The 25,110-nt window shown below is 68.5% G+C and carries 27 protein-coding genes; 15 read left to right on the forward strand and 12 right to left on the reverse strand.

Features of this window, described 5'->3' with window-relative positions; genetic code table 11:
* Positions 1-230: 230 nt before the first annotated feature.
* The gene (gene ppk1 / locus C438_RS15495; RefSeq protein ID WP_004970603.1) at positions 231-2,702 is read left to right on the forward strand and encodes a polyphosphate kinase 1; all 2,472 of its coding nucleotides are present in this window, start codon (positions 231-233) and stop codon (positions 2,700-2,702) included.
* A 72-nt stretch (positions 2,703-2,774) separates the two neighbouring features.
* Here the strand turns inward: ppk1 and C438_RS15500 are convergent, their stop codons facing one another.
* On the reverse strand, positions 2,775-3,983 hold the full coding sequence (locus tag C438_RS15500) for a methionine adenosyltransferase (protein WP_004970604.1): 1,209 nt from the start codon (positions 3,981-3,983) through the stop codon (positions 2,775-2,777).
* Positions 3,984-4,108: 125 nt separating this feature from the next.
* Positions 4,109-4,666 carry a class IV adenylate cyclase gene (cyaB, locus tag C438_RS15505; RefSeq protein WP_004970605.1) on the reverse strand — a complete coding sequence of 186 codons (558 nt, stop codon included), beginning with the start codon at positions 4,664-4,666 and terminating at the stop codon, positions 4,109-4,111.
* A 114-nt stretch (positions 4,667-4,780) separates the two neighbouring features.
* On the opposite strand from cyaB, the gene C438_RS15510 reads away from it, so the two are divergent.
* From C438_RS15510 to C438_RS15535, 6 genes are all read left to right on the forward strand, one after another.
* On the forward strand, positions 4,781-5,296 hold the full coding sequence (locus C438_RS15510; RefSeq protein ID WP_004970606.1) for a DUF6789 family protein: 516 nt from the start codon (positions 4,781-4,783) through the stop codon (positions 5,294-5,296).
* A 193-nt stretch (positions 5,297-5,489) separates the two neighbouring features.
* Complete coding sequence (coxB, locus tag C438_RS15515) at positions 5,490-6,281, forward strand: cytochrome c oxidase subunit II (protein ID WP_049918147.1); 792 nt, start codon at positions 5,490-5,492, stop codon at positions 6,279-6,281.
* Complete coding sequence (locus C438_RS15520; protein WP_004970608.1) at positions 6,278-8,836, forward strand: cbb3-type cytochrome c oxidase subunit I; 2,559 nt, start codon at positions 6,278-6,280, stop codon at positions 8,834-8,836. Before coxB ends, C438_RS15520 begins: the two co-directional genes overlap by 4 nt.
* A gap of 10 nt (positions 8,837-8,846) precedes the next feature.
* On the forward strand, positions 8,847-9,107 hold the full coding sequence (locus tag C438_RS15525) for a cytochrome C oxidase subunit IV family protein (protein WP_004063182.1): 261 nt from the start codon (positions 8,847-8,849) through the stop codon (positions 9,105-9,107).
* Entirely contained in the window at positions 9,104-9,337 is a 234-nt protein-coding gene (locus C438_RS15530; RefSeq protein ID WP_004970609.1) for a hypothetical protein, read from the forward strand. Before C438_RS15525 ends, C438_RS15530 begins: the two co-directional genes overlap by 4 nt.
* Positions 9,338-9,408: 71 nt before the next feature.
* Positions 9,409-9,621: a hypothetical protein gene (locus C438_RS15535; protein WP_004970610.1), complete on the forward strand. Its 213-nt coding sequence runs from the start codon at positions 9,409-9,411 to the stop codon at positions 9,619-9,621.
* Positions 9,622-9,645: 24 nt separating this feature from the next.
* On the opposite strand, the gene C438_RS15540 is transcribed toward C438_RS15535, so the two are convergent.
* Genes C438_RS15540 through C438_RS15555 form a run of 4 tightly spaced genes read right to left on the reverse strand, consistent with a single transcriptional unit; the run spans position 9,646 to position 12,566 of the window.
* Positions 9,646-9,933 (reverse strand): DUF7410 domain-containing protein, encoded by a 288-nt coding sequence (locus C438_RS15540; RefSeq protein WP_004970611.1) that lies wholly within the window; start codon positions 9,931-9,933, stop codon positions 9,646-9,648.
* A gap of 20 nt (positions 9,934-9,953) precedes the next feature.
* A complete protein-coding gene (locus C438_RS15545; protein WP_004970612.1) occupies positions 9,954-11,378 on the reverse strand; it encodes a hypothetical protein in 1,425 nt (474 codons plus the stop codon).
* Positions 11,375-12,085, reverse strand: a complete 711-nt coding sequence (locus C438_RS15550; RefSeq protein WP_004970613.1) for a DUF7546 family protein — start codon at positions 12,083-12,085, stop codon at positions 11,375-11,377. Before C438_RS15550 ends, C438_RS15545 begins: the two co-directional genes overlap by 4 nt.
* Before the next feature lies 1 nt (position 12,086).
* On the reverse strand, positions 12,087-12,566 hold the full coding sequence (locus C438_RS15555; RefSeq protein ID WP_004970614.1) for a hypothetical protein: 480 nt from the start codon (positions 12,564-12,566) through the stop codon (positions 12,087-12,089).
* 155 nt (positions 12,567-12,721) lie between these two features.
* On the opposite strand from C438_RS15555, the gene C438_RS15560 reads away from it, so the two are divergent.
* Positions 12,722-13,654 carry an FKBP-type peptidyl-prolyl cis-trans isomerase gene (locus C438_RS15560; RefSeq protein WP_004970615.1) on the forward strand — a complete coding sequence of 311 codons (933 nt, stop codon included), beginning with the start codon at positions 12,722-12,724 and terminating at the stop codon, positions 13,652-13,654.
* A 73-nt stretch (positions 13,655-13,727) separates the two neighbouring features.
* Positions 13,728-13,994, forward strand: coding sequence for a hypothetical protein (locus tag C438_RS15565; RefSeq protein ID WP_004970616.1), 267 nt, complete (start codon positions 13,728-13,730; stop codon positions 13,992-13,994).
* A 32-nt stretch (positions 13,995-14,026) separates the two neighbouring features.
* On the opposite strand, the gene C438_RS15570 is transcribed toward C438_RS15565, so the two are convergent.
* The 4 genes from C438_RS15570 to C438_RS15585 form a co-directional block, all read right to left on the reverse strand.
* Positions 14,027-14,650: an RAD55 family ATPase gene (locus C438_RS15570; protein WP_049918148.1), complete on the reverse strand. Its 624-nt coding sequence runs from the start codon at positions 14,648-14,650 to the stop codon at positions 14,027-14,029.
* A gap of 26 nt (positions 14,651-14,676) precedes the next feature.
* Positions 14,677-15,294 (reverse strand): MinD/ParA family ATP-binding protein, encoded by a 618-nt coding sequence (locus tag C438_RS15575; RefSeq protein ID WP_004970618.1) that lies wholly within the window; start codon positions 15,292-15,294, stop codon positions 14,677-14,679.
* A gap of 63 nt (positions 15,295-15,357) precedes the next feature.
* Positions 15,358-15,732, reverse strand: a complete 375-nt coding sequence (locus C438_RS15580; RefSeq protein WP_004970619.1) for a YlbF family regulator — start codon at positions 15,730-15,732, stop codon at positions 15,358-15,360.
* Between the two features lie 78 nt (positions 15,733-15,810).
* Positions 15,811-16,464 carry an alpha/beta hydrolase gene (locus C438_RS15585; protein ID WP_004970620.1) on the reverse strand — a complete coding sequence of 218 codons (654 nt, stop codon included), beginning with the start codon at positions 16,462-16,464 and terminating at the stop codon, positions 15,811-15,813.
* A gap of 163 nt (positions 16,465-16,627) precedes the next feature.
* Between C438_RS15585 and dph2 the strand changes: the two genes are divergently transcribed.
* From dph2 to C438_RS15600, 3 genes are all read left to right on the forward strand, one after another.
* On the forward strand, positions 16,628-17,662 hold the full coding sequence (gene dph2, locus C438_RS15590) for a diphthamide biosynthesis enzyme Dph2 (protein WP_004970621.1): 1,035 nt from the start codon (positions 16,628-16,630) through the stop codon (positions 17,660-17,662).
* A 159-nt stretch (positions 17,663-17,821) separates the two neighbouring features.
* The gene (locus C438_RS15595) at positions 17,822-18,382 is read left to right on the forward strand and encodes a hypothetical protein (protein WP_004970622.1); all 561 of its coding nucleotides are present in this window, start codon (positions 17,822-17,824) and stop codon (positions 18,380-18,382) included.
* 79 nt (positions 18,383-18,461) lie between these two features.
* Complete coding sequence (locus C438_RS15600; RefSeq protein ID WP_004970623.1) at positions 18,462-20,066, forward strand: hypothetical protein; 1,605 nt, start codon at positions 18,462-18,464, stop codon at positions 20,064-20,066.
* Positions 20,067-20,109: 43 nt separating this feature from the next.
* Here the strand turns inward: C438_RS15600 and C438_RS15605 are convergent, their stop codons facing one another.
* Together C438_RS15605 and C438_RS20120 are read right to left on the reverse strand one after the other, a co-directional pair.
* Entirely contained in the window at positions 20,110-20,559 is a 450-nt protein-coding gene (locus C438_RS15605; RefSeq protein WP_004970624.1) for a TIGR00725 family protein, read from the reverse strand.
* 190 nt (positions 20,560-20,749) lie between these two features.
* On the reverse strand, positions 20,750-20,872 hold the full coding sequence (locus tag C438_RS20120) for a hypothetical protein (protein ID WP_275039886.1): 123 nt from the start codon (positions 20,870-20,872) through the stop codon (positions 20,750-20,752).
* A gap of 266 nt (positions 20,873-21,138) precedes the next feature.
* Between C438_RS20120 and C438_RS15610 the strand changes: the two genes are divergently transcribed.
* From C438_RS15610 to C438_RS15620, 3 genes are all read left to right on the forward strand, one after another.
* Positions 21,139-21,972 carry an MBL fold metallo-hydrolase gene (locus C438_RS15610; RefSeq protein WP_004970626.1) on the forward strand — a complete coding sequence of 278 codons (834 nt, stop codon included), beginning with the start codon at positions 21,139-21,141 and terminating at the stop codon, positions 21,970-21,972.
* A gap of 154 nt (positions 21,973-22,126) precedes the next feature.
* Positions 22,127-24,136, forward strand: a complete 2,010-nt coding sequence (locus C438_RS15615) for a hypothetical protein (RefSeq protein ID WP_004970627.1) — start codon at positions 22,127-22,129, stop codon at positions 24,134-24,136.
* A 75-nt stretch (positions 24,137-24,211) separates the two neighbouring features.
* The gene (locus tag C438_RS15620) at positions 24,212-25,108 is read left to right on the forward strand and encodes a hypothetical protein (protein WP_004970628.1); all 897 of its coding nucleotides are present in this window, start codon (positions 24,212-24,214) and stop codon (positions 25,106-25,108) included.
* The last annotated feature ends 2 nt before the right edge of the window (positions 25,109-25,110 follow it).

Genomic DNA, 25,110 nt, shown 5'->3' on the forward strand with positions numbered 1-25,110 from the left:
TCTGTAAATAGTACAATTTACTGAACCGTAGACAGACGGCGAAACAATATAAACCGCTTAATAGATTTCACCCCGTCTCTGTCTCGTACGACCGCCGAACGGCCCGCAGGCGATTCGAGTCCATCTCGCTCGCTCGACGCCCGGTCGATGCTCGCCCGACCCACATCCGACCCGCGCCCGACCCGAACCCGACGCCCACTTGACGCCCACTTGACGCCCACTCGATGCCAATGACCGACGAGTTGCCAGCCGACGTCGACCTCGCCGACCCGCAGTACTACCTCAACCGCGAGCTGAGCGAACTGGAGTTCCAGTCTCGCGTGCTCAACGAAGCCCTCGACGACCGGAACCCGCTTCTCGAACGGGTCCGCTTTCTGTCCATCTTCACGAAGAACTTAGACGAGTTCTTCATGAAGCGCGTCGGCGGGCTGAAACAGCAGATAGACGCCGGCGTGACCGAGCGAACGACCGACGGCCGGACGCCCCGCGAGCAGTGGGAGGAGGCCATCGACAAGGCCCGCCCCATGTTCGAGCGACAGGCCGCGTGCTACCGCGAGGAGATTCGCCCGGCGCTCGCCGAGGAGGGCATCCGCATCTGCGACTACGACGACCTGACGCCCGACCAGCGGGCGGAGATGCGCGACTACTTCGAACTCTCGGTGTTGCCGACGCTCACCCCGCTGTCGTTCGACCCGGCGCACCCGTTCCCGTTCATCTCGAACCTCTCGCTGTCGCTCGCGGTCGTCACCCGCGACGACGACGGCGACCAGACGTTCACTCGGGTGAAGATTCCGCAGAACCGCCCGCGGCTCGTCGAGGTCGACACCGGCGACGACGAGGTCCGATACGTCCTCTTGGAGGAGGTCATCCGCGCCAACCTCGACCTGCTGTTCCCGAACGTCGAAGTCGTCGACACCGCGGTGTTCAAGCTGACGCGGAACGCGGAGGTCCGCCGAAACGAGGAGGTCGCGGAGGACCTCATCGACATGATTGAGGAGGTGCTCGAACAGCGCCGCTTCGCGACCGTCGTCCGCCTCGAAATCGAGGCCGACGCGCCCGAGGCCGCGCGGGACCTCCTCGTCGACCAGTTGGACCTCGACGACCGCGAGGTGTTCGAACTCCGCGGGCCGCTCGACTACCGCGAGCTGATGGACCTCACGGACCTCGACCGCCCGGACCTCTCGCTGGCGTCGTGGACGCCCCAGCCGCACCCGCGGTTTTCGGACCTCGACGCGGGCGACGCGGGAATCGGGTCGAGCGCGTCCTCCCCCGAGGCGGCCGGCGACGACGGCGATACCATCTTCGACGAAATTCGCCGCAAGGACGTGCTGTTGCACCACCCGTACCACTCCTTCGGCGACACCGTCCAGCAGTTCCTCGACGCGGCCGCAAACGACCCCGACGTGCTGGCTATCAAGGCCGCAATCTACCGGACGGCCTCGGACTCGAAGGTCATCGAGGCGCTCATCGACGCGGCCGACAACGGCAAGCAGGTCGCGGCGATGGTCGAACTCAAAGCGCGGTTCGACGAGCAGAACAACCTCGAATGGGTCCGTCGCCTCGAAGAGGAGGGCATCCACGTCGCCTACGGCACCATCGGCCTGAAGACGCACACGAAGACCGCGCTCGTCGTCCGCGAGGAGGAAGACGGCGTCCGCCTCTACTCCCACGTCGCCACCGGCAACTACCACTCCGGGACCGCGAAGGGCTACGTCGACCTCGGCGTCCTCACCGCCGACCGCGACATCGGTCAGGACCTCGTGAAGGTGTTCAACTTCTTCACCGGGCCCTCGCTGGACGAGGAGTTCCGGAAGCTCCTCATCGCGCCCGTGACGATGCGAAACGAGTTCACGAAATGCATCCGCCGGGAAGCCGAACACGCCCGCGCCGGCCGCGACGCCCGCATCGTCGCCAAGATGAACGCGCTCGAAGACCCCGGCATCGTCGAGGAACTGTACGAGGCGTCGATGGCCGGCGTCGACATCGACCTGCTCGTCCGCGACATCTGTCGGCTCCGCCCCGGGCTGGAGGGCGTCTCGGAGACCGTCACGGTCCGGAGCGTCGTGGACCGCTTCCTCGAACACTCCCGCATCTTCTACTTCGAGAACGCGGGCGACCCCGACTACTACGTCGGCTCCGCCGACTGGATGACCCGCAACCTCGACAAGCGCGTGGAGGCCGTCGCGCCCGTCGAGGACCCCGACATCCGCGAGCAGTTGCGGTTCGTCCTCGAACTCGGCTTCGCCGACAACCGGAAGGCGTGGGAGATGCACGCCGACGGCACCTACGACCAGCGCGCCCCCGGCGACGACCACGAGATTAGCATGCAGAAGATTCTGATGGACCAGACGCTCGCGGCGTCGAACACGCCCGGCGTCCACCGCGGTATCTCGGCGTCGCACCCGGACGTCCCCGAGACGCTCCTCGTCGAGTCCGACCCGTCCGTGATGGCTCCCCGAGACGGCGCAGAGACACAGGATGGTGACGAGGACGAGAGCACCGAACCCGCCGTCGAGGCGGGCGCGGGCGCACCGAAGAACGGTGACCCGCGGCACGTCCTCGACGACTTCCCCGAGAAGTGGTACGTGCCGAGCAGTCGCCACTACGAGTACGCGGTTCGGACGCCGGACGGCGACCGCGACTACCGGAAGACGGCCGAGGCGGCCGCGCGACTGGTCGAGAAGTACTACGGCGAGGAGTAGTCGTCGTCGCCCGCGCGGGCGACGCGGCGTTCGCGTTCTGTCTCTGGTTTCGAGACCCCGCGAGGCGACGCCTCAGAACGTGCTGAGTTCGCCCTCGATGGTCCGACGGGTGATGTCGGTCACGTTGGCGAGTTCGCGGTCGATGATGGCGATGACCTCGTCTTCGATGTCGGCGACGGTGACGCCGTCGTCGGTGATGACCTTCGCGTCGGCGACGTGGGGTTCGTCGATGGGGCGGCCGATCTGCGAGAGCAGGCGGACCTGCAGGTCGCGGATGCCGTCGACCTCGGCGACGACCGTCTCGGCGATGTGGGTCGAAAGCAGGTTGTAAATCTTCCCGATGTGGTTGACGGGGTTCTTGCCGGAGGTGGCTTCCATGCTCATCGGGCGGTTCGGCGTGATGAGGCCGTTGGCGCGGTTACCGCGGCCGACCGAGCCGTCGTCGCCCTGCTCGGCGGACGTGCCGGTCGTCGTGAGGTAGATGGAGCCCTCCTCGTAGTCGTCGGCGGTGTTGACCTCGACGTTGACCTCGCGGTCGGTGTAGTCGGTGGCGAGGTCGGTGACGAACTCGCGCACGTCGTCGACGGCGGCGACGTAGTCGTCGATGTCGTCGAGGTGCTTGTCGACCATCGCGGCGGCGACGGTCACGTCGATGACGTCGCCCTCGCGTTTGCCCATGAGCTTGATGTCCTGTCCGAGTTCGGGGTGGTCGTCGCCGTAGGCCGCGCCGTTGAGGGCGCGCTCGGCTTCGAGGACGATGCGCTCCGTCTCGGTCAGGGGGGCGTGGCCGACGCCGAAGCTCGTGTCGTTGGCCATCGGGACCTGCTGGGTCTCCTCGCCGAACACGTCCTGAAGGTCGCCGGACCCCTCGCCGAGCTTCACGTCGACGATGATGTCCGTGCCCACGTCGAGTCCGGGGATGTTCTCGTTGAGGTACTCGCGGGCGGCCCGGAGCGCCGTCGAGTCGACGGGAATCTTCTCGCCGTCGTACTCCTTGGTCGCGCGGCCGACGATGAGGAGATAGATGGGCTCGATGACCTCGCCGCCGCCGAAGGCGGGCGCGGCCGTGCCGGCGACGAGCTGGGTCTCGTCGGTGTTGTAGTGAAGCACCTTGCCGACGCGGTCGAGATAGAGGTTCGAGAGCGCGCGGGAGACGCTCTCGGCGATGCCGTCGGAGATGGAGTCAGGGTGCCCGATACCCTTTCGCTCGACGATTTCGACCTCCTGGTCCTCGACCGCGCGCTTGTCGGCGGATTCGAGGCGGATATTTCGGTCGCTCATTGGCGGGACGTACCCGGCGGGCGGTTCTATAACTTGCGGAAACCTTTGGCCACCGTCGTATTACTTGAGAGTATGCTCGGGCAGTATCTGCCGAGAGAACCGACGCCCGCGGGCCGGGAGGCCGCCTACTCCTCGGGCGCGCCGAGCAACATCCCGAGGTAGGAGGTCCGAATCTGGTCGTCGGGGTCGAGACCGAGGTCCCGGAGGACGGCGAACGCCCCTTCGCGGGCGTCGTCAACGCCGGATTCGACCTCGACTTCGACCTCCACGAACTCGCCGAGGCCCGACACCGAATCGAGCGAGACGGTGTAGCCGTCGAGGGCGAACCGCTCGCGGTCTTTCTCGACGGTCGCGGCGGGTTCGAAGCCGACCGCCTCGCAGATGGCGTCCATCGTCTCGCCGTCTTCGACGCCGGTCTCGTACTCCCGGCGGGTCTTCGACGACTCGTCGACGAGCGGTCCCTTGTAGGTGACGACCGTCTCCTCGTCGGCGAGTTCGCCGCCCTCGTAGCGCGACTCTCGCCGGAGGCGGAGCGCCTCGTCGGTCTCGGCGAAGTCCCTGTGCGGGGCGTCGTAGTAGGTGTCCGTCTGGGCGACGCGGTTTTCCTGTTCGGCCCCGGCCGCGTCGAGTCGCTCGCGAACCGCGCCGTGGTCCGCGCGGACCTTGACCTCGACTTCGTACATGCTCTCACGGGCGCGTTCGGAGGGCAAAAACCTCGGTGACTCGCGTCGGCGACCCCTCGGAACCACGGCATTTGTTACCTTTTATCATGAATGAACCCGTAGTATGACGGGAGTATGAGCCAAGAGACGCCGAACCCGGCCACCGCGGTAGAACAGCACGTCGGCGAGACAGCCGACTACGAAATCACGGGGAACGTCATCCTCACCGCGATGGCCGGCGGCTTCGTCGGGACGGTGTTGATGCTCCCCGTCCTCGTCGGCATCCCCGAACTCCTCGGTCTGTTCACGACCGAGCCGATTACGCGGTTCGCCGGGATGGCGGCGTTCTTCGGCTACGAACCGACGTTCGCGCTCGGGGCGTTCCTCTTCGGTATCGGCGGGGTGGTCGTCCTCCCGGTGACGTTCGTCGTCGTCGGCGCGTTCCTCCCGCCGGAGTCGCCGAAGTACCTCCGGGGCGTGTCGTTCGCGACGCTCTACTGGGTCGGGTTCGTGCCGGCGTTCTGGCCGCCCGCGGACGCGTTCGTCATCGCCTCGTTCCTCGTGTTCTCGCTTCTGGCTCACTGGGTGTACGGCCTCTCGCTCGGCTACGTGCTCGACCTGTTCGCGGATATCCCGCAACACGAGGTCTGAGCGTCACCGCGGGCGCGGTCGCCGTTGTTGGCCGCCCCCACTGTCGTCCGCGCTCTTCGCCCCGCCCGCGTCTCTTCTCTGTTCGACCGTCGCCGTGGACGACCGGAACCGGCCGCTCGACACCATCTGCCCCGGCTTCTCCGAAACAATAATCATCACGAACGTTAATTATCTTATTTGGGTGGTGTTATCAATGGTCACGGAACTCGTACTGACGGCCGCGTTCCCGCTCCAGTCGGGGTTGGTCCCGCGAGGGACGCGCGCGTTCGTCTTCGAACGCATCTTCGAGGTGTTCCTGCTTTTGGGGACGCTCGTCGGGGTCGTCGTCGTTGGGTACATGCTCTACAACGCGTACAAGTATCGCTCCGGCTCCGGAAAGGGCCACGTCGACGAGGGAAACCGCCTCGTCCTCGGGGAACTCCCGTCGGGGAGCGGCGGGGGCCGAAAGCTGTTCACCTCGTTTTTCATGAGCATGGTCATCGTCGTTTCGCTGGTGTCGTGGACGTACCTGACGCTCCTGTACGTCGAGGAGGGACCCGCCGACGACGAGTCGCTCGACGTCGAGGTCGAGGGCTACCAGTTCGGCTGGCGCTTTACCTACCCGAACGGCCACACGACCGACGGCGTGCTCCGGGTCCCCGCAGACCGGCCCGTCCAACTGACGATTACCACGGCGGACGTGTTCCACAACTTCGGCGTCACGGAGTTACGCGTCAAGTCCGACGCCATCCCCGGACAGGAGACGGAGACGTGGTTCACCGCCGACGAACCGGGGACCTACACCGCGCAGTGTTACGAACTCTGTGGGGCCGGCCACTCCTACATGTCCGCCGAGGTCATCGTGATGCCGCCCGACGAGTACGAGGCGTGGTACGCGAACGCGACCGCGGAGAACGCGACCGCCGATAACGCGACCGCGAACGAGTCGAGCGCCGACGCGTCTGTCGCCGCGCAATCGAACCTCCGACCGGCGGTGGTCCCATGACCGACGCGTCTCCCGAGCGGGACGCCGCGGTCGACGGCGGCCACGAGGTCGCCCACGGCGACGACCACGGCCACGACTTCCCCGGCACGGGGAGCATCAAACGCTGGTTCGTCACGACGAACCACAAGGACGTTGGCGTCCTCTACGTCGTCACGTCGCTTTTCTTCCTCGTGCTCGGCGGCGTCCTCGCGTGGCTGATGCGCGTCCAACTGCTCGCCCCGCGGGCGCTCGGCGAGGGGATTCTCTCGCCCGTCGCGTACAACCAAGCCGTCTCGGCCCACGGGCTGTTGATGGTGTTTTGGTTCCTCTCGCCGTTCGCGTTCGGCTTCGCCAACTACGTCGTCCCGCTCCAACTCGGCGCGAAAGACCTCGCGTTCCCGCGGCTCAACGCCCTGTCGTACTGGCTGTATCTCTTTTCGGGAATCCTGTTCGGCGTCTCGTTCTTCCAAGGGGGGACGTTCTCCGGCGGGTGGACGATGTACGCCCCGCTGAGCGTCCCGACGTTCACGCCGGACGTGGGGGCGTCGACGGCGGTCTTGGCGCTCGTGCTGTTCGTCGCCTCCGTCACCGTCTCGTCGGTCAACTTCCTGACGACGATGCACCGGATGCGCGCCGAGGGGCTGACGCTCCGGAACCTCCCGCTGTTTAGCTGGACGATTCTCCTGACCGCGTGGATGATGCTGTTCGCCTTCGCGGCGCTTCTGGCGGCGCTGTTGGTGCTGTCGTCGGACCGCCTGCTCGGGACGACCTACTTCGCCATGGAGTCGCCGGCGGGGGCGCTCCTGTGGACCCACCTGTTTTGGTTCTTCGGCCACCCCGAGGTGTACATCGTCTTCTTCCCGGCGCTCGGCGTCATGGCCGAGGTGTTCCAGACGTTCACCGGCCGCCGCATCGTCGGCCGCAAGTGGTTCATCCTCGCGATGGTGCTCGTCGCCATCCAGAGCTTCGCCGTCTGGATGCACCACATGTTCCTGACGAGCATCAACCTCCAGGTGAAGACGCTGTTCATGATAACCACCATCGGCATCTCCCTGCCGTTCGACCTGATGGTGTTCGCGCTCATCTACACGATGCTCAAGGGGAAGATACGCTTCACGACGCCCTTCCTGTTCGTCTTCGGGGCGCTCCTGTTGTTCATCATCGGCGGCATCACCGGCGTGTTCCTCGGCGCGGTCGTCCTCGACTACGAGTTCCGCGGCACCTACTGGGTCGTCGCCCACTTCCACTACGTGATGGTAGGCGGGGTGACGGCGCTCGTCGGCGGCCTCTACTACTGGTTCCCGAAGATGACCGGCCGGATGTACGACGAGTTCCTCGGTAAACTCCACTTCGCCGTCTACTTCGTCGGCTTCAATCTGCTGTACTTCCCGCTTTTCGTCGCGTGGGAGACGCCCCGCCGCGTGTTCGACTACGCGCCCGAACTCGCGCCGTGGCACCAGCTCGCCACCGTCGGCGGGTTCGTCCTCGGACTGTCGTTTCTCATCATGTTCTACAACCTGTTCAAGAGCGCCTTCGCCGGCGACCCCGCGCCCGACAACCCGTGGGAGTACGCGACGACGGCCGAGTGGGCCGTCTCGTCGCCGCCGCCGCTGGAGAACTTCGACGGGACGCCGACCTACCGAAACGGACGCCTCGAATTCCTCGACATCGGCGAGGTCACGCCGAGCGAGGGCCGCGCGAGCGGGCCGACCGGCGCGGCCGTCTCCGACGGCGGCGTGACGGCCTCGGCGACGGCGACCGTCTCCTCTGCGCTCTCGACGGCCGAAGCGACCGAAGTCGAGGGGCCGAGCCACGCGAGCATCTGGCCGTTCGTCCTCTCCGCCGGCGCGTTCCTCGTCCTCCTCGGCCTCTCGCCGCTCCAAGACGCCGCGTTCCCCGAGGGGATGGTCGGAGCCGCCTACGCGACCACGACGGTCGCGGGCGGCGTCGTCACCCTCGGGTCGCTCGTCGCCATGGGGCTCGAACCGTTCCACGGCCCGGTCTTCGAGGAGGGCGAGGCGTGGCCCTTCGCCGGCATCGACAACGGCAAGGTCGGGATGTGGATATTCCTCGCGTCCGACGTGGTGCTGTTCGGCGGCTTCATCGGCGCCTACGTGTTCACCCGCGTCGCCTTCGGATGGACCGGTTGGGAGCCGATTCCGCCGGACCCGATTCCGGGGCTCGTGAACACCTACATCCTGCTCACGAGTAGTTTCACGGTCGTGCTCGCGCTCGTCGCGGCCGAAAAGCGACACAAGTGGGGCGTCGTGACGAGCCTCGGGGCGACGTTCGTCCTCGGCATCGGCTTCCTCGTCAACAAGGGACTGGAGTGGCAACACCTGTTCCACGAGGGGCTGTGGCTCTCGACGAACGTCCGCGCCTCGACGTTCTTCCTCACGACCGGCCTGCACGCCGCCCACGTCATCGCGGGGCTCGTCGTCGCACTGTACCTGACCGCGCGCGCCTGGCGGGGCGCGTACCTCGAAGACAGCCGCTCGGTGGAGTACTTCGGCCTCTACTGGCACTTCGTCGACATCGTCTGGCTGTTCCTGTTCCCGCTGTTCTACATCCTGTGAGGTGACAGAAATGGTGTCAACGAAACTCTATACGGCGATTTACGCGGTGTTGTTCGTCTCGGCGACCGTCCAGGTGCTGGTCGAGTTCGCCGGACTGAGCTACTGGCTGGCCTTCGGCGTCATCATGGTCCTGTCGGCCGCGAAGGCGGTGCTGGTCGCGGCGTACTTCCAGCACCTCCGGTTCGAACCGCGGTCGCTGACGTATCTGGTCGGCATCGGCCTCGCGGCCGCGCTGGCGCTCACGCTCGCGGCGTCGTACTCGCTCCTGTGACCGTGCGAGCCGACTCCCAATCTCGCTGGCGCTCCCGCGAAACGCTCGTCGCGGTCGGCTACGCCCTGCTGTTTTCGGTCCCCGTCGGCGTCGGCGTGACCGTCATGATGACCCGCGTCGCCCCCGGCCGGCTCACCGACCCGCTCGTCGTCGGCCCCGGCATCGTCCTCGCGGTGGCCGTCTTCGCGCTCGTCGTCGCCGCCGCGACGACCGGCGAGAACGCGGCCTGACCGACGGTCTCGCTTCTGTCCGGCCCGCACTCGCACGTACCTTCTTTGACCTCGGCGTGGTAACAATATGCATGAACAGAACAACCGTCGCCCTCGCGGCCGCGTTCGGAGCCGTCGTCCTCGGACTCGCGGTCCTCCTCGTCTCGGAGGCCGTCGGCGCGAGCGAATCGCTCGTCGTGGTCGGCGGCGGCGTCGCGCTGGCGGGGGTCGGCGTCCTCACCGCCGTCGTGATGCGCCTGCCGGACCCCGCAGAGGGGGAACACGGCGGCGGCGACCACGCCTGACCGACTCGCCACGAGAACGGCGATTTACAGGCTGAAGCCGACGACCGCGAGCAGGAACAGCGCCGTGAACACCACGCCGAGCGCGCCGGCGACCTTCAGGTGATAGACGAACAGGTCTTCGGCCTCGGCCTCGACCGCCGCCTCGTACGCCGCGGTTTCGCCGTCGCTCTGGCTCTCGTGGGCGTCGCCGACGTGGAGGTCTCGGAGGCGCTCCCGGCGGAACGGGCGGTCGCAGTAGGGACACGTCGCCGCCGCGGTCTCGCCGTCGGGGACGGCGGTTTCGGGGACGACGACCGATTCTTCGCGGCCCATCCCGTGACTCACTTCGCGACTCATCCCGCGACACCTCCGACCGTCGGTTGGGCGACGACCCACAGGCTCGCCATCGTGTAGCAGACCGTGACGGCGACGAAGGGGTACTCGCTTCGGAGCGGTTGCAGGCGACCCGGAAAGAGGTCGAACGCGCGGGCGTGGGCGACCCACACCGAAAGCAGGTGGCCGAGGACGACGAACGCCAACTGGAGGCCGCCGAACCACGCCGGCGCGGCCAGCACCGAGGGGTTCGCGGGCGGGGACAAGGGCGAGGCCGCGACCGCGACCAGCGCGGGCGCGAGGCCGACGACGTAGCCGAGGAAGTGCGCGAGGTGGTAGCCGGCGGCGATGGGGACCAACGCGGGCGCGAACCAGCCGGCGACGAAGCCGACGGTCACGTACGTGTCGGCGGTTCCGCGGGCGACCCGCGCGGCCAGTCGGTAGCCGCCGAGGAAGACGAGAAAGCCCGCGACGATTCCGACGAGGTTCACGAGCCACGCGGGGACCGGAGCCGCGGCGTCGAGGACGCGGCCCCACGCGACGGTGACGACGAGGCCGTCGAACGTCGTCACCCAGAGGAGCGCGACGACGAACGCCACGTCGTCGGCACCGAGTCGCTCGCGGGTGCGCGCCAGTCCCGCGCCGGGAACCGAAATCGAGAGGCCGCCGTCGTCGCCCCGCCGGACCGGCGCGAGCAGGCCGTACAGCCGGAACACCCGCGCCACGGGGTCGGCGCGGCGGAACCATGCGTCGCCGTAGACGACCGCGCCGCCGATGGTGCCGAGGCTGTACGCGACGACCACGACTGCGAGCGCGCGCGGGTCCGCCGCGAGCGGGCTGACGACCTCCAGCCAGACGAGTCCGAGCAGACCGGCGACGCTCGGCCACGACCCGAGTCGGTCGGGGTACGGCCGCGACAGCCCCCAGTCGCTCCCGAGCCGACCCCGAAGCGCCGCGCCGAGCGTCCGCCACGGGTTCACGAGCGGCCACGCGTTCCCGACGAGGTAGGTGACCATCGTGAACCCGGCCCACCAGCCGACCCAGACGAGCAGGACGCCGAGGTTGGCGATGCCCACGGGCGGCCCGAACAGCCCGAAGGCGACGACGAGGACGAGCGCGGCGACGCCGAGGAGCCTGAGCGCGGCCGCCGCGGTCGCGACGCCCCCGGCGAGTCCTCCGATTCGGACGCCCGCGCGCCCGAAGGCGTCGAGCGTCTCGTCGTCGGTGACGAACGCCGAAAGCAGGAACGAGACGCAGACGACGCCGCCGCCGGAGACGACGACGAGCCAGAACGGGGCCGGAACGGAGCGGAGCGACCCGGCCAGCGAGCCGGCGTGCGCGAGCGCCGGAGTCGAAAAAGCGACCGAGGCGACCGCGAGCGCCGCGGTCCAGACTGCGCCGCGTCGACCTCCGGCGCGGACCGCCCCCGCGGCGCGTCGGCTCATCGCCGCGCCCGCTCCGCCAGCGCCGGCCCGAACGCGAGCAGGGCGACGGCGACGACGAACACCAGCGTCGAGATGTCGACCGAGAGCGCCCGGAGCGCGCTCACGACGCCGGTGCCGCCGGCCGCCCCCGCGGTGAGCCCGCCGACGAGCGGGACGGTACAGCCGACGCACGAGACGAGTCCGAGCGCCCCCGAGAGCGCGCGCTTCGCCGCGTCGAGGACGGCGGCGTAGACGAGGTACGCGAGCGCGAGGTAGCCGGCGACGCGGTACGGGACGAACGTCGCGGAGACGACTTCGCCGGCGTAGCCCACTCGCGGCCCCCATCCCGGCGCGGCGAGCGAGAACTGCCAGCCGAGCGGGTGGTGCGCGGCGGCGACGTGACCGTGGCTCCCGCCGAAAAGCGCGCCGAGGTCCACGGACACCAACCCGGCCAGCGACGCGAGGACGACGAAGTACGCGACTGCGACCGCGCCGGCGACGAGTCGCGCCCGGCCGCTCGCCCGCGGCGGGTCGGTCCAGAGGACGGCCGCCGCGCCGACGGTTATCCAGACGAGCGGGTACAACAGGTATCGGAGGCTCTCGACGCGCTCCGGCGCGGCGGAGAGATACGCCCCGACGGCGAGCGCCTCGACCCAGCAGAGCGCCGCGAGCCACCACAGCCGCGGCGCGTGTCGGGGGTCGAGCCGCCCCGCGTACGAGGTCGCCATCTCAGAGGAATCCCACCAACCTGAGCACGATGCCGACGACGGACAGCAGGCCGAGCACCCACGACCCGAGGAGCGTCGCCTGCGACCGCGTCAGTCCGCGCCCCCGCGCGGCGTGGTACGTCCCGTAGAAGAGGTACGCGACGACGACGGTGAGCGTCCCGGCGACGAGGACCGGCCCCGCGGCGTTCGACACGCCCTCGGGGATTGCGCTTCCGCCGACGAAAAGCACCGCCACCGCGCCGAACCCGAGCGCCGCGAGGACGAAGACGAGCGACAGGACCGTCGGGTCGTCGGCCCAGCGGCCAGCGGCGGCTCCGCTCTCGGTATCGCTTCCGCCCGCGCGCCCCGACGAGCCGCCACCGGTCGGCATCGGCACGCTCGTGACGGAGTACTGTCGCCAACCGCGACCGGTCAGAAACACGGTGAGCGCCAGCAGTACGACGCCGAGGACGAACCCGAGGAACAAGCCAGTCTGTGCCATGTGAACACGCCTCGTTTTCTATAACTATTGACAATGATATAAGCGATTCGACCACACAGCGGCCCTCGGGGTCGAGTTCCCGGCGGTCGGCCGCCTCGAACGCGTCGCGACGGCGAAACGTGATTCTTAAGGGTCGCACGAGTCACGTAGCGTGTATGAGCGACGAACAGCAGGCGGAGGCCGAGCAGGTCGATGAAGAGGTCGAGTCCGGTATTCAGGACGGCGACTTCGTCCGCCTCGCGTACACGGTGCGAACGATCGAGGACGGCGACGTCGTCGACACGACGGACAAAGAAGTGGCCGAAGAGGCCGAGATAGACGTCGAGGGCTACGAGTTCGAGCCCCGCGTCGTCATCGTCGGTGCCGGCCACGTCTTCCCCGAGGTCGACGAGGCCCTCATCGGTGCCGAGGCGGGCGACGAGGGTACCGTCGAGATTCCGGCGGTCGACGCCTTCGGCGAGTACGACGAGGACGAAGTGCGCACGGTCAGCGCCAACAAGATCGACGAGGACGACCGCTACCCCGGCGCGCAGGTCACCATCGACGGCGACCAGGGCCGTCTGGAGACCATCATCGGCGGTCGCGCCCGCGTCAACTTCAACCACCCCCTCGCCGGCGAGGACCTCGAATACGAGTACGAAGTGCTCGAACTCGTCGACGACCGCGAGGAGCAGGCCTCCGGCCTCCTCGGCATGTACCTCCAGCAGGCCCCCGAAGTCTGGATTCAGACGGACGAGGTCGAAGAGGAGCAGGTCGTCGAGTCCGACGACGACGAGGATGAAGATGCCGAGCCCGAGACGGAGACCGTCACCGTCGAGAAGGACACGCTCTACATCGAGGCGACGCCGCAGATGACGATGAACCAGCAGTGGATGTTCTCCAAGCAACAGATCGCGCAGGACATCATGCAGCGGCTGGACATCGACCGCGTCATCGTCCAAGAGACCATCGAGGGCGGCATGGGCGGCATGGGCGGCCTCGGCGGTATGATGGGCGGCGCGGGCGGCGCCGACATCGAAGAGGCAATCGAGGACGTCGACATCGACGCCGACGAACTCGCCGCGGAACTCGACGCCGACGAAGAGTAAGCGAGTCCGCCGCCCTCGCTCTCCCGGCGAATCGGCGGCTTCTTGATACTCGCCTTCCGACCGCCTCGTAGCTATGGCTTCGTCAGACGACGCCGCGACGGACCAGTTCCGCGACCTCACTGACGTGAAAGTCGCGCTCGTCGCCGGGCTCTGTACCGTCGCATTGACCCTCTCGCTCGAATACGGCGTCGGCATCGAGGTGCCGTTCGTCTACCGCCTCTCCCCGCTCGCACCGTACTTCGCCTACGTCTTCTCCCGCGGCGCGGCGCTGTCCGCTCGGACGTGGATGGCGCTCACCGCGGCCGTCACGCTCGCCACGTTCGGTTTCTTCGTGTTCTAAGCGACCCCAGCCGGCCGGACGCGACTCTCAGGTCAGGCGATGTCGCGGCTGGTGTCGACGGTGACGCGCTCGGCCAGCCGGAGCTTGATGGTCTCGTTGAGCGCGCGGCCCCCGCGGAACTTGGGGACCGCGAGTCGGTTGACGATTTCCGAGCCGTCGATCTTCGTGTCGAGGTCGAACACCACGTCGGCCATGTGCTCGGTCAGGTCGCGGTTGTCGGGAATCGTCTCGCCTTTCAGGCCGTGGAGGACGGTCAGCCCCTGTGTGTTGACCATGTGGGTCTGGAGGTCGTTGAGAAAGCGCCGGTAGCGGGGCGGCTCGCTCCGTTCGAGCACGTCGACCACGTCGATGACGAGGTTCGCGCCCTCCGGGAGGTCGCGGACCAGACTGCTCGCGGCGTCCAGCGGGGCGTCGCCGCCCACGTCGCGCACGGTGGGGTTCCCGGTCGGGACCGGGTTTCGCTCCAGCGCGTCGGTGACCGCCTGCTCGGAGCGAATCGTCGTCAGCCACAGCGTCCCCCGCGTGGTCGTCAGCTCGTGGAGAAACAGTTCAGACTGGCTGGCCGGGTCGGCGGCGAGGAGGACGATGCTCCCCGCAGGAATGCCCCCGCCGAGTTGGCGGTCGAGCACGTCGATTCCCGTCGCCAGTCGAGACATGCTCATGTGTTAGGCGGTGACTCATATTACTCCTTCCCCGGAATCCTGTCGGCTATTCGACTGTACGCCGCCCGAACTGTCGGGCGAGTGAGGACTGGCGACGACTCCTCCGGAACGGTCCCGAGCACCGGTGCGCCCACGAGGTCGGACACCGCCTCGGGAGCCATTCGTGACCGCGAGACGACACATCCGACGACGGGGGTGCCGAGCGCCCGCGCCATCGCGGCCGTCTTCGCGGCGTCGCGGAGCGCCGGCGCGCACAGCGGCGACACGACGACCACGCCGTCGGCGACGCGGAGCGGGACGGCGGCGTCGGGGCCGGCCCCCGCGGGGCAGTCGACGACCGCCCGCCGCTCGTCGTCCGCGGCGGTTCGGAGCCACCGCTCGAAGGCGTCGTCGTCGGTCCCGGTGGGTGCTGGTAGCACCGAGACGGTCGGGTCAGTCGGATGCGACCGGACCGACGGCTCTCGGACGGGTGCGCCCGGCGCGGCGTCCACCGGGCGTTCGACGCCGGCCATCGCGTGGAGGTTCGGCATGTCCCTGTCGGCGTCGACGGCGAGCACCGGGCCGTCGAGCGCGCTCGCCAGTCCGAGGGTCGTGGTGGTCTTCCCGCTTCCGCCCTTGCCGCCCGCGATTGCCAACATAGCCGGGGCTGGTCCCGGCTTGGTACTTGAACCTGCGGCGAAAACGAGTCCGTCGAGCCGGCCTCAGTCGTGACAACAGCCGCCGGCCTCGCCGCCGAAGTCGACCGACAGCGGCTCCGAGATGGCCTGGTTAATCTTCTCTAACTCGCCGACGAGTTCGGCCTGCGCGAGGAGGTACTCCTCCATCACGGGTTCGGAGTGGAGTTCCTCCTGGGCCGCCTGGACCTTCCGGAGCCCCTCTTGGGTCGCTTCGCCCATCTGCCGGGACACGTTGAACTCCTCGCGGAGCTGATTGAACTCGGTGATGAGTTCCTGCACGTCGTCGTCGGCTTCGACGGCGGCCTTCGCCTCCTCGTAGGCTTCGTACTTCGGATGGTCGGCGATGGCTTCGCCGAGTTCGCGCCCGAGTTCTTCGAGCCGCGTCGTCTGCGTGCTCATAGCCGCGCGTTGGGGTGCGAGCGGTTTCAACCTGCCGAACGGGGAAGGAGAGGCGTCGAGCAGTCGGCCCCGGAGGGCTCAGACGTGGGCTTCGACGAAATCGACCACGTCCTGCAGTTCGTCCGGGCCGACGCCGTGGGGCGCGCCGTAGACGTTCGCGGTCACGTCCGCGCCGAGTTCGCGGAGTCGCTCGGCCGCGCGTTCGACCCGCGAGGCCGGGATGATTTGGTCCATCGACCCGCCGCCGACGAACACCGGCTTGCCGGCGATGCCCTCGGGTTCGAGGTCGGCGTGCGAGTCCGCGAGGTAGCCGTGGAGCGCGACGACCCACGCGTAGTCGTCGGGGTCGTCGAGGAGGAGCGAGAGGCTGGTAATCGCGCCCTGACTGAAGCCGAGGAGGCCGATTCGGTCGGGGTCGATGTCGTACGCCTCGACCGCGCCGGCGACGGCCTCGCGGACGAGGCTCCGCGAGCGCTCGAACTGCTCGGCGTGCGGCTGGCTCTGGTGGAGGCCGCCCTCCGAGAGGTCGAGTTCGTACCACGTGTAGCCGCCCTGTAGGCGGTCGGGCGCGCGGAGGCTCACGACGTGGACGTGGTCGGGGAACTCTCGTGCGATAGACAGGAGGTCCTGTTCGTTCGAGCCGCGACCGTGGAGCAAGACGACGGCGGGAGCCGGTCCGTCGCCCGGCTCCGACGGTTCGACGTGGACGTGTTCGAGCGGGATGTCGGACATGGACGGCGGTAGGCCGCCGCGAGCCTTGAATCCCCGAGTGACGGGAGGGTAACCGGGTGACCCCGTCGCCGACGCCAACCGAGTCGGACCCGCGTGCGGGTGTGTGACGCCCATTCGTGGGGAAGCGCGGTGGTTAAACGGCTCCGTCCGCAACGATGGGGCAATGAGCCAGGACGCCTCCTCGGAGGGAGACCTTCGAAACACCGGGATGTCGCTGAAGCACGACCGGGAGTGGGACTACGAACTCGAACGAATCGTCGAAGCCGTCGAAGAGCGCGACGCCAAGCGCGTCGGCCTCCAGTTCCCTGAGGGACTGAAGCGCCGCGGCCCGGCCGTCGCCGACGACCTCCGACAGCTCTGCGACGACGACGTGACGTTCATGCTCTCCGGTCAGCCGTGTTACGGCGCGTGCGACCTCGACACCTATCTCATGCGCCGGACCGACGTGTTCGTCCACTTCGGCCACTCGCCGATGAAGGAGTCGGACAAGATCATCTACGTCCCGCTGTTCTCCAACGTCGACCCCTTCCCCATCATGGAGGACGCGCTCGACGACATCGAGGGCGACGAGGTCGGCCTCGTCACCACCGCCCAGCACATGAACCGCTTCGAGGAGATGTGCGACTGGCTCGAAGAGCGCGGCTACACCGTCCAGACCCGCAAGGGCGACGACCGCCTCACCTACGAGGGACAGGTCCTCGGCTGTAACTACGCCTCCGCGGACATCCCGGCCGACGACGTGCTCTACGTCGGCGGCGGCAAGTTCCACCCGCTCGGCCTCGCGATGGAACACCCCGACAAGAACGTCGTCATCGCCGACCCCGTCAACAACGTCGTCACCATCGCCGACACGCGGAAGTTCATGAAACAGCGCTACGCGTCGGTCCACAAGGCGATGGACGCCGAGAAGTGGGGCGTCATCTTCTGTACGAAAATCGGCCAAGGTCGGATGGAAATCGCCGAGAAGATTCTCGAAGACAACGACAACGCCTACCTCCTCACGATGGACGAGGTGACGCCGGACCGCCTCCGCAACTTCGACATGGACGCGTTCGTCAACACCGGCTGTCCGCGCATCACGACCGACGACGGCCCGCGGTTCCACAAGCCGATGCTGACGCCGCAGGAGTACCGCATCGCCGTCGGCGACGAACCGCTCGACTCCCTCGAATTCGACACCTTCCACGGTACCTGGTAAGCCGGGACGCTCCACGACGCCGGTGAACGACCGCGCGCGCCGCCGCCGCCGCGTGTCACGTCCTGTCTCGATTCTCTCGTCGCGCCTCGTCTCGGACGTGTTCGATTTCCTCACAGTCTCTCCAGAATACCTATACGGGTCGCCCGTTCACGGACACGTATGGTCCCTCCACGAACACGAACCGCCCTCCTGAGCCTGCTCGGCGTCCTCGCGCTCGCGGGAACCGCCGCCGCGCAGAACTTCGAATCCGCACCGCAGATTTCGCCGGTGTTCCGCGCCGGTGGAAGCTTCCTCATCGACCTCGTCGTCGGCGGCATCCTCGTCGCCGCGGCCCCGGCGTACACCAGAGACGCCATCGCCGAGATTCGGGACGACCCCGGCGGGTCGTTCCTCTGGGGCCTCGGCGTCGGCATCGGCGGCGTCATCGTCCTCGTCCTCCTCGCAATCACCATCATCGGCCTCCTCGTGGCGATTCCGGGGTTCCTCGCGCTCGTCCTCCTCAGTATCGTCGGCGGCGCGGTCTCGACGGTCCTCCTCGGCTCGCTCGTGACCGGCGTCGCTTCGGGCGGGTCGCCCTCGCTGGGCGTCTCGCTCGTCGTCGGCGCGCTCGTCGCGGCGGTCCTGTCGCTCGTCCCCGTCCTCGGCGGCGTCGTCCTGTTCGTCGTCGATATGCTCGGCCTCGGCGTCGTCGGACGAAACCTCTACCGCGCGTGGTCCTGACGCCGCGTCGCCGCTTCTGACAGGCGGCTCTCAGGAGCACCACAACATTCAGGGTACAGGTAGCGAATTGGTCAGACAGATGCCGACGACCCACCTCCCCGTTCTCGGATTCGACGTGCAGCGGGTCGTCACCCCGCTCGAAGCCGCCGACGTCGACGCCGACTGGGTTCGTCTGGTCCGCGACGAGGCCGACCCCGAGCAGGGTCGCGACCCGGACGACTGTACGCCCGGCGCGCCGCGCGCGAGCGCCCACGCCGCGAAAGCCGTCTCCGAACGGCTCGCGGGACGGGGGACGCTCAGCGAAGCGCGGCTCCCCTTCACCGCCTCCTTCGAAGAACTGTACGCCGCGACGGCCGACCTGCTCCGCGAGGCCGCCGCGGACGGCGACGTGCAGGTGAACCTCGCCGGCGCGCCCCCGCAGGTCGCCGCCGCCTTCTACGCCGCGCGAACCGCCCTCGTCGACGGCGGCGACCTCGACCGCGGGACCGTCTCGCTCCTGACGGTTCCCGCGACCGGCCGCCCCGACCTCGCGGCCATCGACGACCTCCGGACGCTCGTCGCCGACGTCGAGGCCGCGTCCGACGCGTTCGCCGAGTTCCGGCGCGTCGCCGACGGCCCCGCGGCCGCGGCCGTCGCTCAGCCACTCCGTATCGCGCTTTCGGACCTGCGCGACGCGCTCGCCGAGGCCAGCGGCGAGTCACGCCCGTCACGTCCGAACTCTCGCGTCCGTCGCCCCGCGGGCGCTCGCGGGGCGCGCTCCGGCGGTGACTCGCCGCTGGGCGCGATGAGTTCCTACGTCGGCCGCGCCCGCGAACAGCTGGCCGACCTCGTCGAGTCCGAGGCCCCCCGCCCGGACCCAGAAGACACGCGCGACCCGAACGCGGTCCTCGACGCGCTCGACGGGTGGCTCGACGCCGAGAGCCGCCTGCTCGCGTCGGTCGAAGACGACCCCCACGAACTGGTCGCGCGCTTCCGAACGAGCTGTGAGGCGCGCTTCGGGAAGTTCGAAGACCGGGCGACCATCGAGCTGTTCGAGTCGCTCGACCGCTTCGAGGCGCACCTCGACGCCTATCTGGACACCCGGTCGCAACTCTCGACCGCCGCCGGCCCGGTCGCCGAGCGGACGGCCGACCTCTCCGAGCGGGCCACGGCGGCCGCGACGACCCTCTCCGAACTCGACGACTCCGGCCCGGCGACCGGCGAGTCGGCCCTCGAACTCGACGCCCACGCGCTCTCGCCGCTGGGCGACCTCGAAGCGGCGGTGCTGTCCGTCCTCGCAACGGGGCCGCCGCGCTCCCGCCCGCGGACTCGCCGCGCGGTCGCCGCCGAACTCCGCGAGCGCGCCGAGCACCACGGTATCGTCGCCGGCGCGCGCGACGAGGAGACGTGGTCGGCGTTCGATTCGTTCTGCGTGGGCGTCGCTCGCGATAGCGTGGCGGGTGACCGCTTCGAAAAGCGGCTCTCGAACGCGCTCGCCCCGCGGCTCGACGTGGCCGTCGAGGGACTCGCCGCGAACGGCTTTGTCACGGCACGCGAGCGCGAGCGCGGCCGCGACGCGCTCGAACCGACGGACGCGGGCCGGCTGTGGGCGTCGACGACCGACTGGGAGTCGTTCCGCGAGACCGTCGTCGACGACCTGCTCCGCGACTGCGTCGAACGCGACGAGGGCGTCGCCGACGCGTAGCGCAGAACAGCGCGACCGAACTGAACTGAACTGAACTGAATTCTCAGACCGCGTCTTCGACGAACGCGACGGCGGCCTCCGGCGAGTCGCACGGCTCGAACCCGTCCAGCGAGCCGACCTGTTGGGTTCTGATTCCGGCCGTCGGGCGGTCGAAGACGCTGGCGTAGCCGATTTCGGAGAGCGTCCCGCCGCCGCCGTCGACGGCGATGACGGCGTCGCCGTTCATCGCGACGAGCGCGTTTCTCGCGTGGCCGAGGCCGGTCGCGACGGCCACGTCGACGTAGGGGTTCGCCTCGTCTCGGTCCTCGCCCGGCAGGACGCCGATGGTCGTGCCGCCGGCGTCCTTCGCGCCGCGACAGGCCGCCTCCATGACGCCGCCGAGGCCGCCGCAGACGACCGTGTGGCCGCGCTGGGCGAGCAGGCGACCCAGGTCTTCCGCGATGGTCTCGACCGGGGCGGGGACGGTGCTCCCGCCGACGACGCTCACGCGCACGGTGGGACCCCTCTTCGGCGTTCGTGGGTGTCGGTGTCGGTGTCAGTGTCGGTGTCGCTGTCGGTGCCGACTCGGCGTTCGTCGGTACCGCGGCTAACGTCCGTCCTCATGTGATATCGGACCGCGTCGAAGAAGATAAGTGCGGGGCCGCGTCGCCCGACCGGAGTCGGACTGGTGTCGCTCGGTCGCGTCAGAACCCGTCCGTTCGCCGCGAGTCGTCGTCCAGCGGGGAGACCGCTTCCCACGCACCGCACGCGCGCATCGTCCGAGCCATCGAAGAGAAGTTCGCCGTTTGCTTGTGAGTTCCTGACATGGTAGCTAATAGCACGAGTTTGTACATTAAATATCTTGCCGGGGTACGACCTTATACACCACATATGTCCTCAAACTATTTCGAACCTTGGCCGATTCTATCGCAAATCTCCCGATATTGTTGTCTATTTTGCGTTCGATCCCGTCCGTTCGGTGGGAGTACGGCACGGAGAGCGGGAGGGCGTGAGGGCGCGAGTGCGGAACCGCCCGCGGCGAGTCGAACTGGAGAGCGCAACGCTTAGTCCCCCCGCGTGAGGACACGTCTCTATGACAGTCAGCGACTGGAGCGACTGGCTCCCGCGCGCGGTCGAGGCGGCCGACCCCGAGACGGTGGCCATCTGGTATCTGGGATGCAACGGGTTCGTCATCAAGGGTAGCGAGGGGACGACGGTGTTCGTCGACCCGTACGTCGGCATCGGCGACCCGCCGCGGACGGTCCGCATGATTCCCGTCCCGTTCGACCCCGAGGACGTGACCGAGGCGGACGCGATTCTCGCCACGCACGAGCACACCGACCACGTCCACGGCCCGAGTCAGGCACCCATCCTCGAAAACACGGGCGCGACGTTCGTCGCCCCCGACGACTCGCTTTCGGTCGCCTACGACGACGAGGCGTGGTTCGACGACTACGACCTCTCTGACGACCAGTTCGAGGAGGTCACGGAGGGCGACAGCGTCGACATCGGCGAGTTCACGGTCCACGTCGAACCCGCCTACGACCCCGATGCGAGCCATCCGGTCGCCTACGTCTTCGAACACGAGTCGGGCACGTTCATCCACGGCGGCGACACCAAGCCCGCCGAGCAGTTCGCCGACGTCGGCGACCGCTACGACCTCGACCTCGGCATCCTCGCGTTCGGGACCATCGGCAACATCCCCGACAAGGAGACCGGCGAGCCGGTCCGCACGAAGTGGTACAACGACGAGAACCAGATTATCGAGGCCGCGAGCGACCTCGACCTCGACCGCCTCGTCCCGACCCACTGGGACATGTGGAAGGGAATGACCTCGGACCCGAAGGTACTGCACCACCACGCCAAGAGCTTCGAGGCCCCGCGCTCGCTCGAACTCGTCGAAATCGGCGACCGCGTCGACCTCTGAGGTCGCTCCCGAGCTGTTTTTCGCGGGGCGGCCGTTCCGTGCCGGCCGTCTCCGCCCGACAGCCGCCGCATCGAAACCGTCGAATCGAGAGACGGCGGCGAGGCGACTTCGCGGCCCCGGTTGTTTTATAATGGATGTCGGGAAAGTGGCGGCCATGAGCCGCGAGTCCGAAGGGGTTACATCGGTTTCCGACGGCGAGGTCACGGTCGAAAAGACCTTCGCCGCCGACGAGTTTCCCGTTCCCGCCATCAAGTTCGTCATCAGTTCGACGCGAGACGAGGCGACCCGAATCCGGGTCATCGACCGCATCCCGGAGTCGTTCCCGATGGAGAGCGTCGGGTTCCACCCCGACTTCGAGAGCGACAACTGGACGGCCTACAAGGACCACCGCGTCGAGTACGAGCGGACGCTCGACCCCGGCGAGGAGCTCGTGACGGTCTACGGCATCCGCATCACCGACGGCCACGACCAGACGGACTTCCTCGAAGAGCCGACGCTCGAACGCATCCCGGTCGACGGCGGCATCGACCCCGACGACATCGACGACATCCTCGGCGAAGACCGCAGTCAAATCGTCCGGGACGTGCTCGCGGGCAACCGCGACCCGCCCCGCGACGAGTCGTCCGCCGCCGACGCGGGCGGGGAGGACGAAGGGGAAGTCGTCCTCGACGCGCCCGCGGACGCCGATTCTGAGCCCGAAGCCACCGTCGCCGCCGAGACGGACGCGACCGCCGACGCGGGAGCTCTCGGCGACGAGCCGAGCGACGGCGACCTCGCGGCCGCCTTCAGTGGCGGAGACGACGAGGACGGAGAATCCGACGCGACGCCCGACGACGGCGACGAGTCGGTCCCCGCGGCCTCCCCCAACGCCGACGTGCTCGGCGACGACGGGGAGGCCGACGACGACCCCGCCGAACCGACCGGCCCGCGCGCGGTCGCCACCGACACCGCGCCGGCCGTGACCGCGCACCTCGAAGAGCCTGATGTCGATACCGAGGTCGAGGCTGAAGCCGCCGAAGACGCCGATATCGAAGCCGAAGCCGAGCCGTCGGCCGGCGAACCGAGCGTGGACGACGACGCGACCCCGGCCGGAAGCGCGCCCGAACCTGACGCGGGCGGCCTCGTCGGCGCGCTCGCCGCCGAGATTCGGTCGGGCGCGGCCGACGAGGAGGACATCGAAGTCCTCCGCGAGGCGGTCGACGCCGAGACGCGCCGGAGCACCGACGTTCGCATCCGCCGCCTCCAGTCGCAGATGGAGGACCTCGCGGCGTACTCCGACGCGCTCGCGGAGTTCGTCGACGAGGAGGGGACCGGGAGCGAACTCGTCTCCGAGTTCCGCGACGAGATGACCGCGTTCCGCGATGACCTCGACGCCCTCGACTCGATGGTCGACGGCGCGGTCGAGTCGGTCGACGACGCGACCTCCCGGCTCGACGCGGCCGAAGAGACCATCGCCACGGTCGACGACCGGTCCGACCGCGTCGCCACGCGGGTCGCCGACGCCGAGAGCCGCCTCGACGACCACGACGGCCGGCTCGAAGGCCTCGCGTCCGACCTCGAAACCGCGGACGACACGCTCGACGACTACCACGGCTGGCTCGAATCCCACAACGAGCAGTTCGAGACGGTCGAGGGCCGTCTCGACGACCACGACGGTCGGTTCGACGACCACGACGAGCGGCTCGAAACCGCCTCGCGCAACATCGACGCCGGCTCCGCCCGCCTCGACAGCGTCGAGGAGACGCTCGCCAAGCGCGAGGAGGAACTCGTGACGGTCCGCGAGCGCCTCGACGACATCGCCGGTCGGCTGGACGAGACCGCCGACCGGCTCGAAGGAGCCGAAACCGACGCCGCCGAAGCGACCGAGCAGGCCTCGACGCTCCACGCCGAAGTCGGCGACATCCGCGAGGACATCGCCGAACTCGACGGGGATATCGTGGAGACGCGCGAGTCCCTCGACGACCGCCTCGCGGACGTTCAGTCGCGGGTCGAAGACGCCGCGGCCGACGAGGAAATCGACGCCCTGCGCGACGACATCCAGGAGCTGAACGACACCGTGGCCGAACTCGAAACCTTCCGCGAGCGCCTCGCGGGAGCGTTCGGCACCGGAATGGGCGGCGGCCCGGCCGCCGGCGGCGACGGCGGCGACGGCGACGCGGAGTAGCCCGACCGCCCGCGTTCCCGAGAGACGTTTTCCCGAAGCGCAACCTGTTTAGCGGGCCGTCCCGACGTTCCGATGATGACAGAGACGGTGCGCGTCGCTGTTCCGCGAAAGGGACGCCCCCTCGAAGCGGTGCTCGAACGGTTCGCCACGACCGAGAGCATCGCCGAGGTGGCGGACGAAATCACCTCGACACTCCGATACGAGAAGTCGGTCACGAAGGGCCATACCCAGCCGGAACATGACGTGTACGAGCGACTCGCGGACTACAGCGACCTCTCGGACCCGGCCGCGCCGGAGTACACGCTCCTGCGCGACGACCGAGACGGCATGCCGCGGCGCATCGTCTTCGACAGTGTCGTCCTCGAAATCGACGGGGTGGACATCCACCTCGTCGGGCGCGAGGAACCGTTCCGCGCGCTCCGGACCCACGAGTTCGGCCTCGGCTTCGACAGCGCCGACCTCGTGCTCGAAGAGGTCGTGAAGCTCCGCCCCGAGGGGCTCGGGAGCATCGAGGACGTGAACGCCCGCATCGACCCGATGGACACCGACGTTCGGGTCGTCTCCGGCCTCGGCGACACGGTCTATCACACGCTCATGGCCGACCCCGAACTCCTCCCGCCGGGCTCCGAACTCGACCGGGACTTCGTCGCGGACTACGCGGGCGACCTGTGCATCTCGCCGCGCTACGAGCGTCTCGTGGAGGCGGTCCTCGGCACGCGGTGTCTCGACGACGTGACGTTCGCGTACCCGGACGACGCGCCCGAAGAGGAGGCCGCAATCGCGGAGACCGGACTCGGCGTCTACCTCACGATGACCGGGTCGACCGCGCGCGAACACGGCCTCGTCCTCGGCGAACACCTGTTCCCGAGCGAGACGGTCCTGATGGAGAACGTCGCGGAGGCGACGCCGGCCGCGGAGACGGTCAAACGGGCCATCGCGTCGCCCGAGTTGGAGACCGAACTGAAGGTCTAACC

The organism is Haloferax denitrificans ATCC 35960 (assembly GCF_000337795.1).
Lineage (GTDB): Archaea > Halobacteriota > Halobacteria > Halobacteriales > Haloferacaceae > Haloferax > Haloferax denitrificans.

Excerpts from the sequence above, each read along its gene's own strand:
- ppk1 (WP_004970603.1), top strand. The coding sequence starts at position 231 with ATGACCGACGAGTTGCCAGCCGACGTCGACCTCGCCGACCCGCAGTAC.
- C438_RS15500 (WP_004970604.1), bottom strand. The coding sequence starts at position 3,983 with ATGAGCGACCGAAATATCCGCCTCGAATCCGCCGACAAGCGCGCGGTC.
- cyaB (WP_004970605.1), bottom strand. The coding sequence starts at position 4,666 with ATGTACGAAGTCGAGGTCAAGGTCCGCGCGGACCACGGCGCGGTTCGC.
- C438_RS15510 (WP_004970606.1), top strand. The coding sequence starts at position 4,781 with ATGAGCCAAGAGACGCCGAACCCGGCCACCGCGGTAGAACAGCACGTC.
- coxB (WP_049918147.1), top strand. The coding sequence starts at position 5,490 with ATGGTCACGGAACTCGTACTGACGGCCGCGTTCCCGCTCCAGTCGGGG.
- C438_RS15520 (WP_004970608.1), top strand. The coding sequence starts at position 6,278 with ATGACCGACGCGTCTCCCGAGCGGGACGCCGCGGTCGACGGCGGCCAC.
- C438_RS15525 (WP_004063182.1), top strand. The coding sequence starts at position 8,847 with ATGGTGTCAACGAAACTCTATACGGCGATTTACGCGGTGTTGTTCGTC.
- C438_RS15535 (WP_004970610.1), top strand. The coding sequence starts at position 9,409 with ATGAACAGAACAACCGTCGCCCTCGCGGCCGCGTTCGGAGCCGTCGTC.
- C438_RS15540 (WP_004970611.1), bottom strand. The coding sequence starts at position 9,933 with ATGGGCCGCGAAGAATCGGTCGTCGTCCCCGAAACCGCCGTCCCCGAC.
- C438_RS15545 (WP_004970612.1), bottom strand. The coding sequence starts at position 11,378 with ATGAGCCGACGCGCCGCGGGGGCGGTCCGCGCCGGAGGTCGACGCGGC.
- C438_RS15550 (WP_004970613.1), bottom strand. The coding sequence starts at position 12,085 with ATGGCGACCTCGTACGCGGGGCGGCTCGACCCCCGACACGCGCCGCGG.
- C438_RS15555 (WP_004970614.1), bottom strand. The coding sequence starts at position 12,566 with ATGGCACAGACTGGCTTGTTCCTCGGGTTCGTCCTCGGCGTCGTACTG.
- C438_RS15560 (WP_004970615.1), top strand. The coding sequence starts at position 12,722 with ATGAGCGACGAACAGCAGGCGGAGGCCGAGCAGGTCGATGAAGAGGTC.
- C438_RS15565 (WP_004970616.1), top strand. The coding sequence starts at position 13,728 with ATGGCTTCGTCAGACGACGCCGCGACGGACCAGTTCCGCGACCTCACT.
- C438_RS15570 (WP_049918148.1), bottom strand. The coding sequence starts at position 14,650 with ATGTCTCGACTGGCGACGGGAATCGACGTGCTCGACCGCCAACTCGGC.
- C438_RS15575 (WP_004970618.1), bottom strand. The coding sequence starts at position 15,294 with ATGTTGGCAATCGCGGGCGGCAAGGGCGGAAGCGGGAAGACCACCACG.
- C438_RS15580 (WP_004970619.1), bottom strand. The coding sequence starts at position 15,732 with ATGAGCACGCAGACGACGCGGCTCGAAGAACTCGGGCGCGAACTCGGC.
- C438_RS15585 (WP_004970620.1), bottom strand. The coding sequence starts at position 16,464 with ATGTCCGACATCCCGCTCGAACACGTCCACGTCGAACCGTCGGAGCCG.
- dph2 (WP_004970621.1), top strand. The coding sequence starts at position 16,628 with ATGAGCCAGGACGCCTCCTCGGAGGGAGACCTTCGAAACACCGGGATG.
- C438_RS15595 (WP_004970622.1), top strand. The coding sequence starts at position 17,822 with ATGGTCCCTCCACGAACACGAACCGCCCTCCTGAGCCTGCTCGGCGTC.
- C438_RS15600 (WP_004970623.1), top strand. The coding sequence starts at position 18,462 with ATGCCGACGACCCACCTCCCCGTTCTCGGATTCGACGTGCAGCGGGTC.
- C438_RS20120 (WP_275039886.1), bottom strand. The coding sequence starts at position 20,872 with ATGTCAGGAACTCACAAGCAAACGGCGAACTTCTCTTCGATGGCTCGG.
- C438_RS15610 (WP_004970626.1), top strand. The coding sequence starts at position 21,139 with ATGACAGTCAGCGACTGGAGCGACTGGCTCCCGCGCGCGGTCGAGGCG.
- C438_RS15615 (WP_004970627.1), top strand. The coding sequence starts at position 22,127 with ATGAGCCGCGAGTCCGAAGGGGTTACATCGGTTTCCGACGGCGAGGTC.
- C438_RS15620 (WP_004970628.1), top strand. The coding sequence starts at position 24,212 with ATGACAGAGACGGTGCGCGTCGCTGTTCCGCGAAAGGGACGCCCCCTC.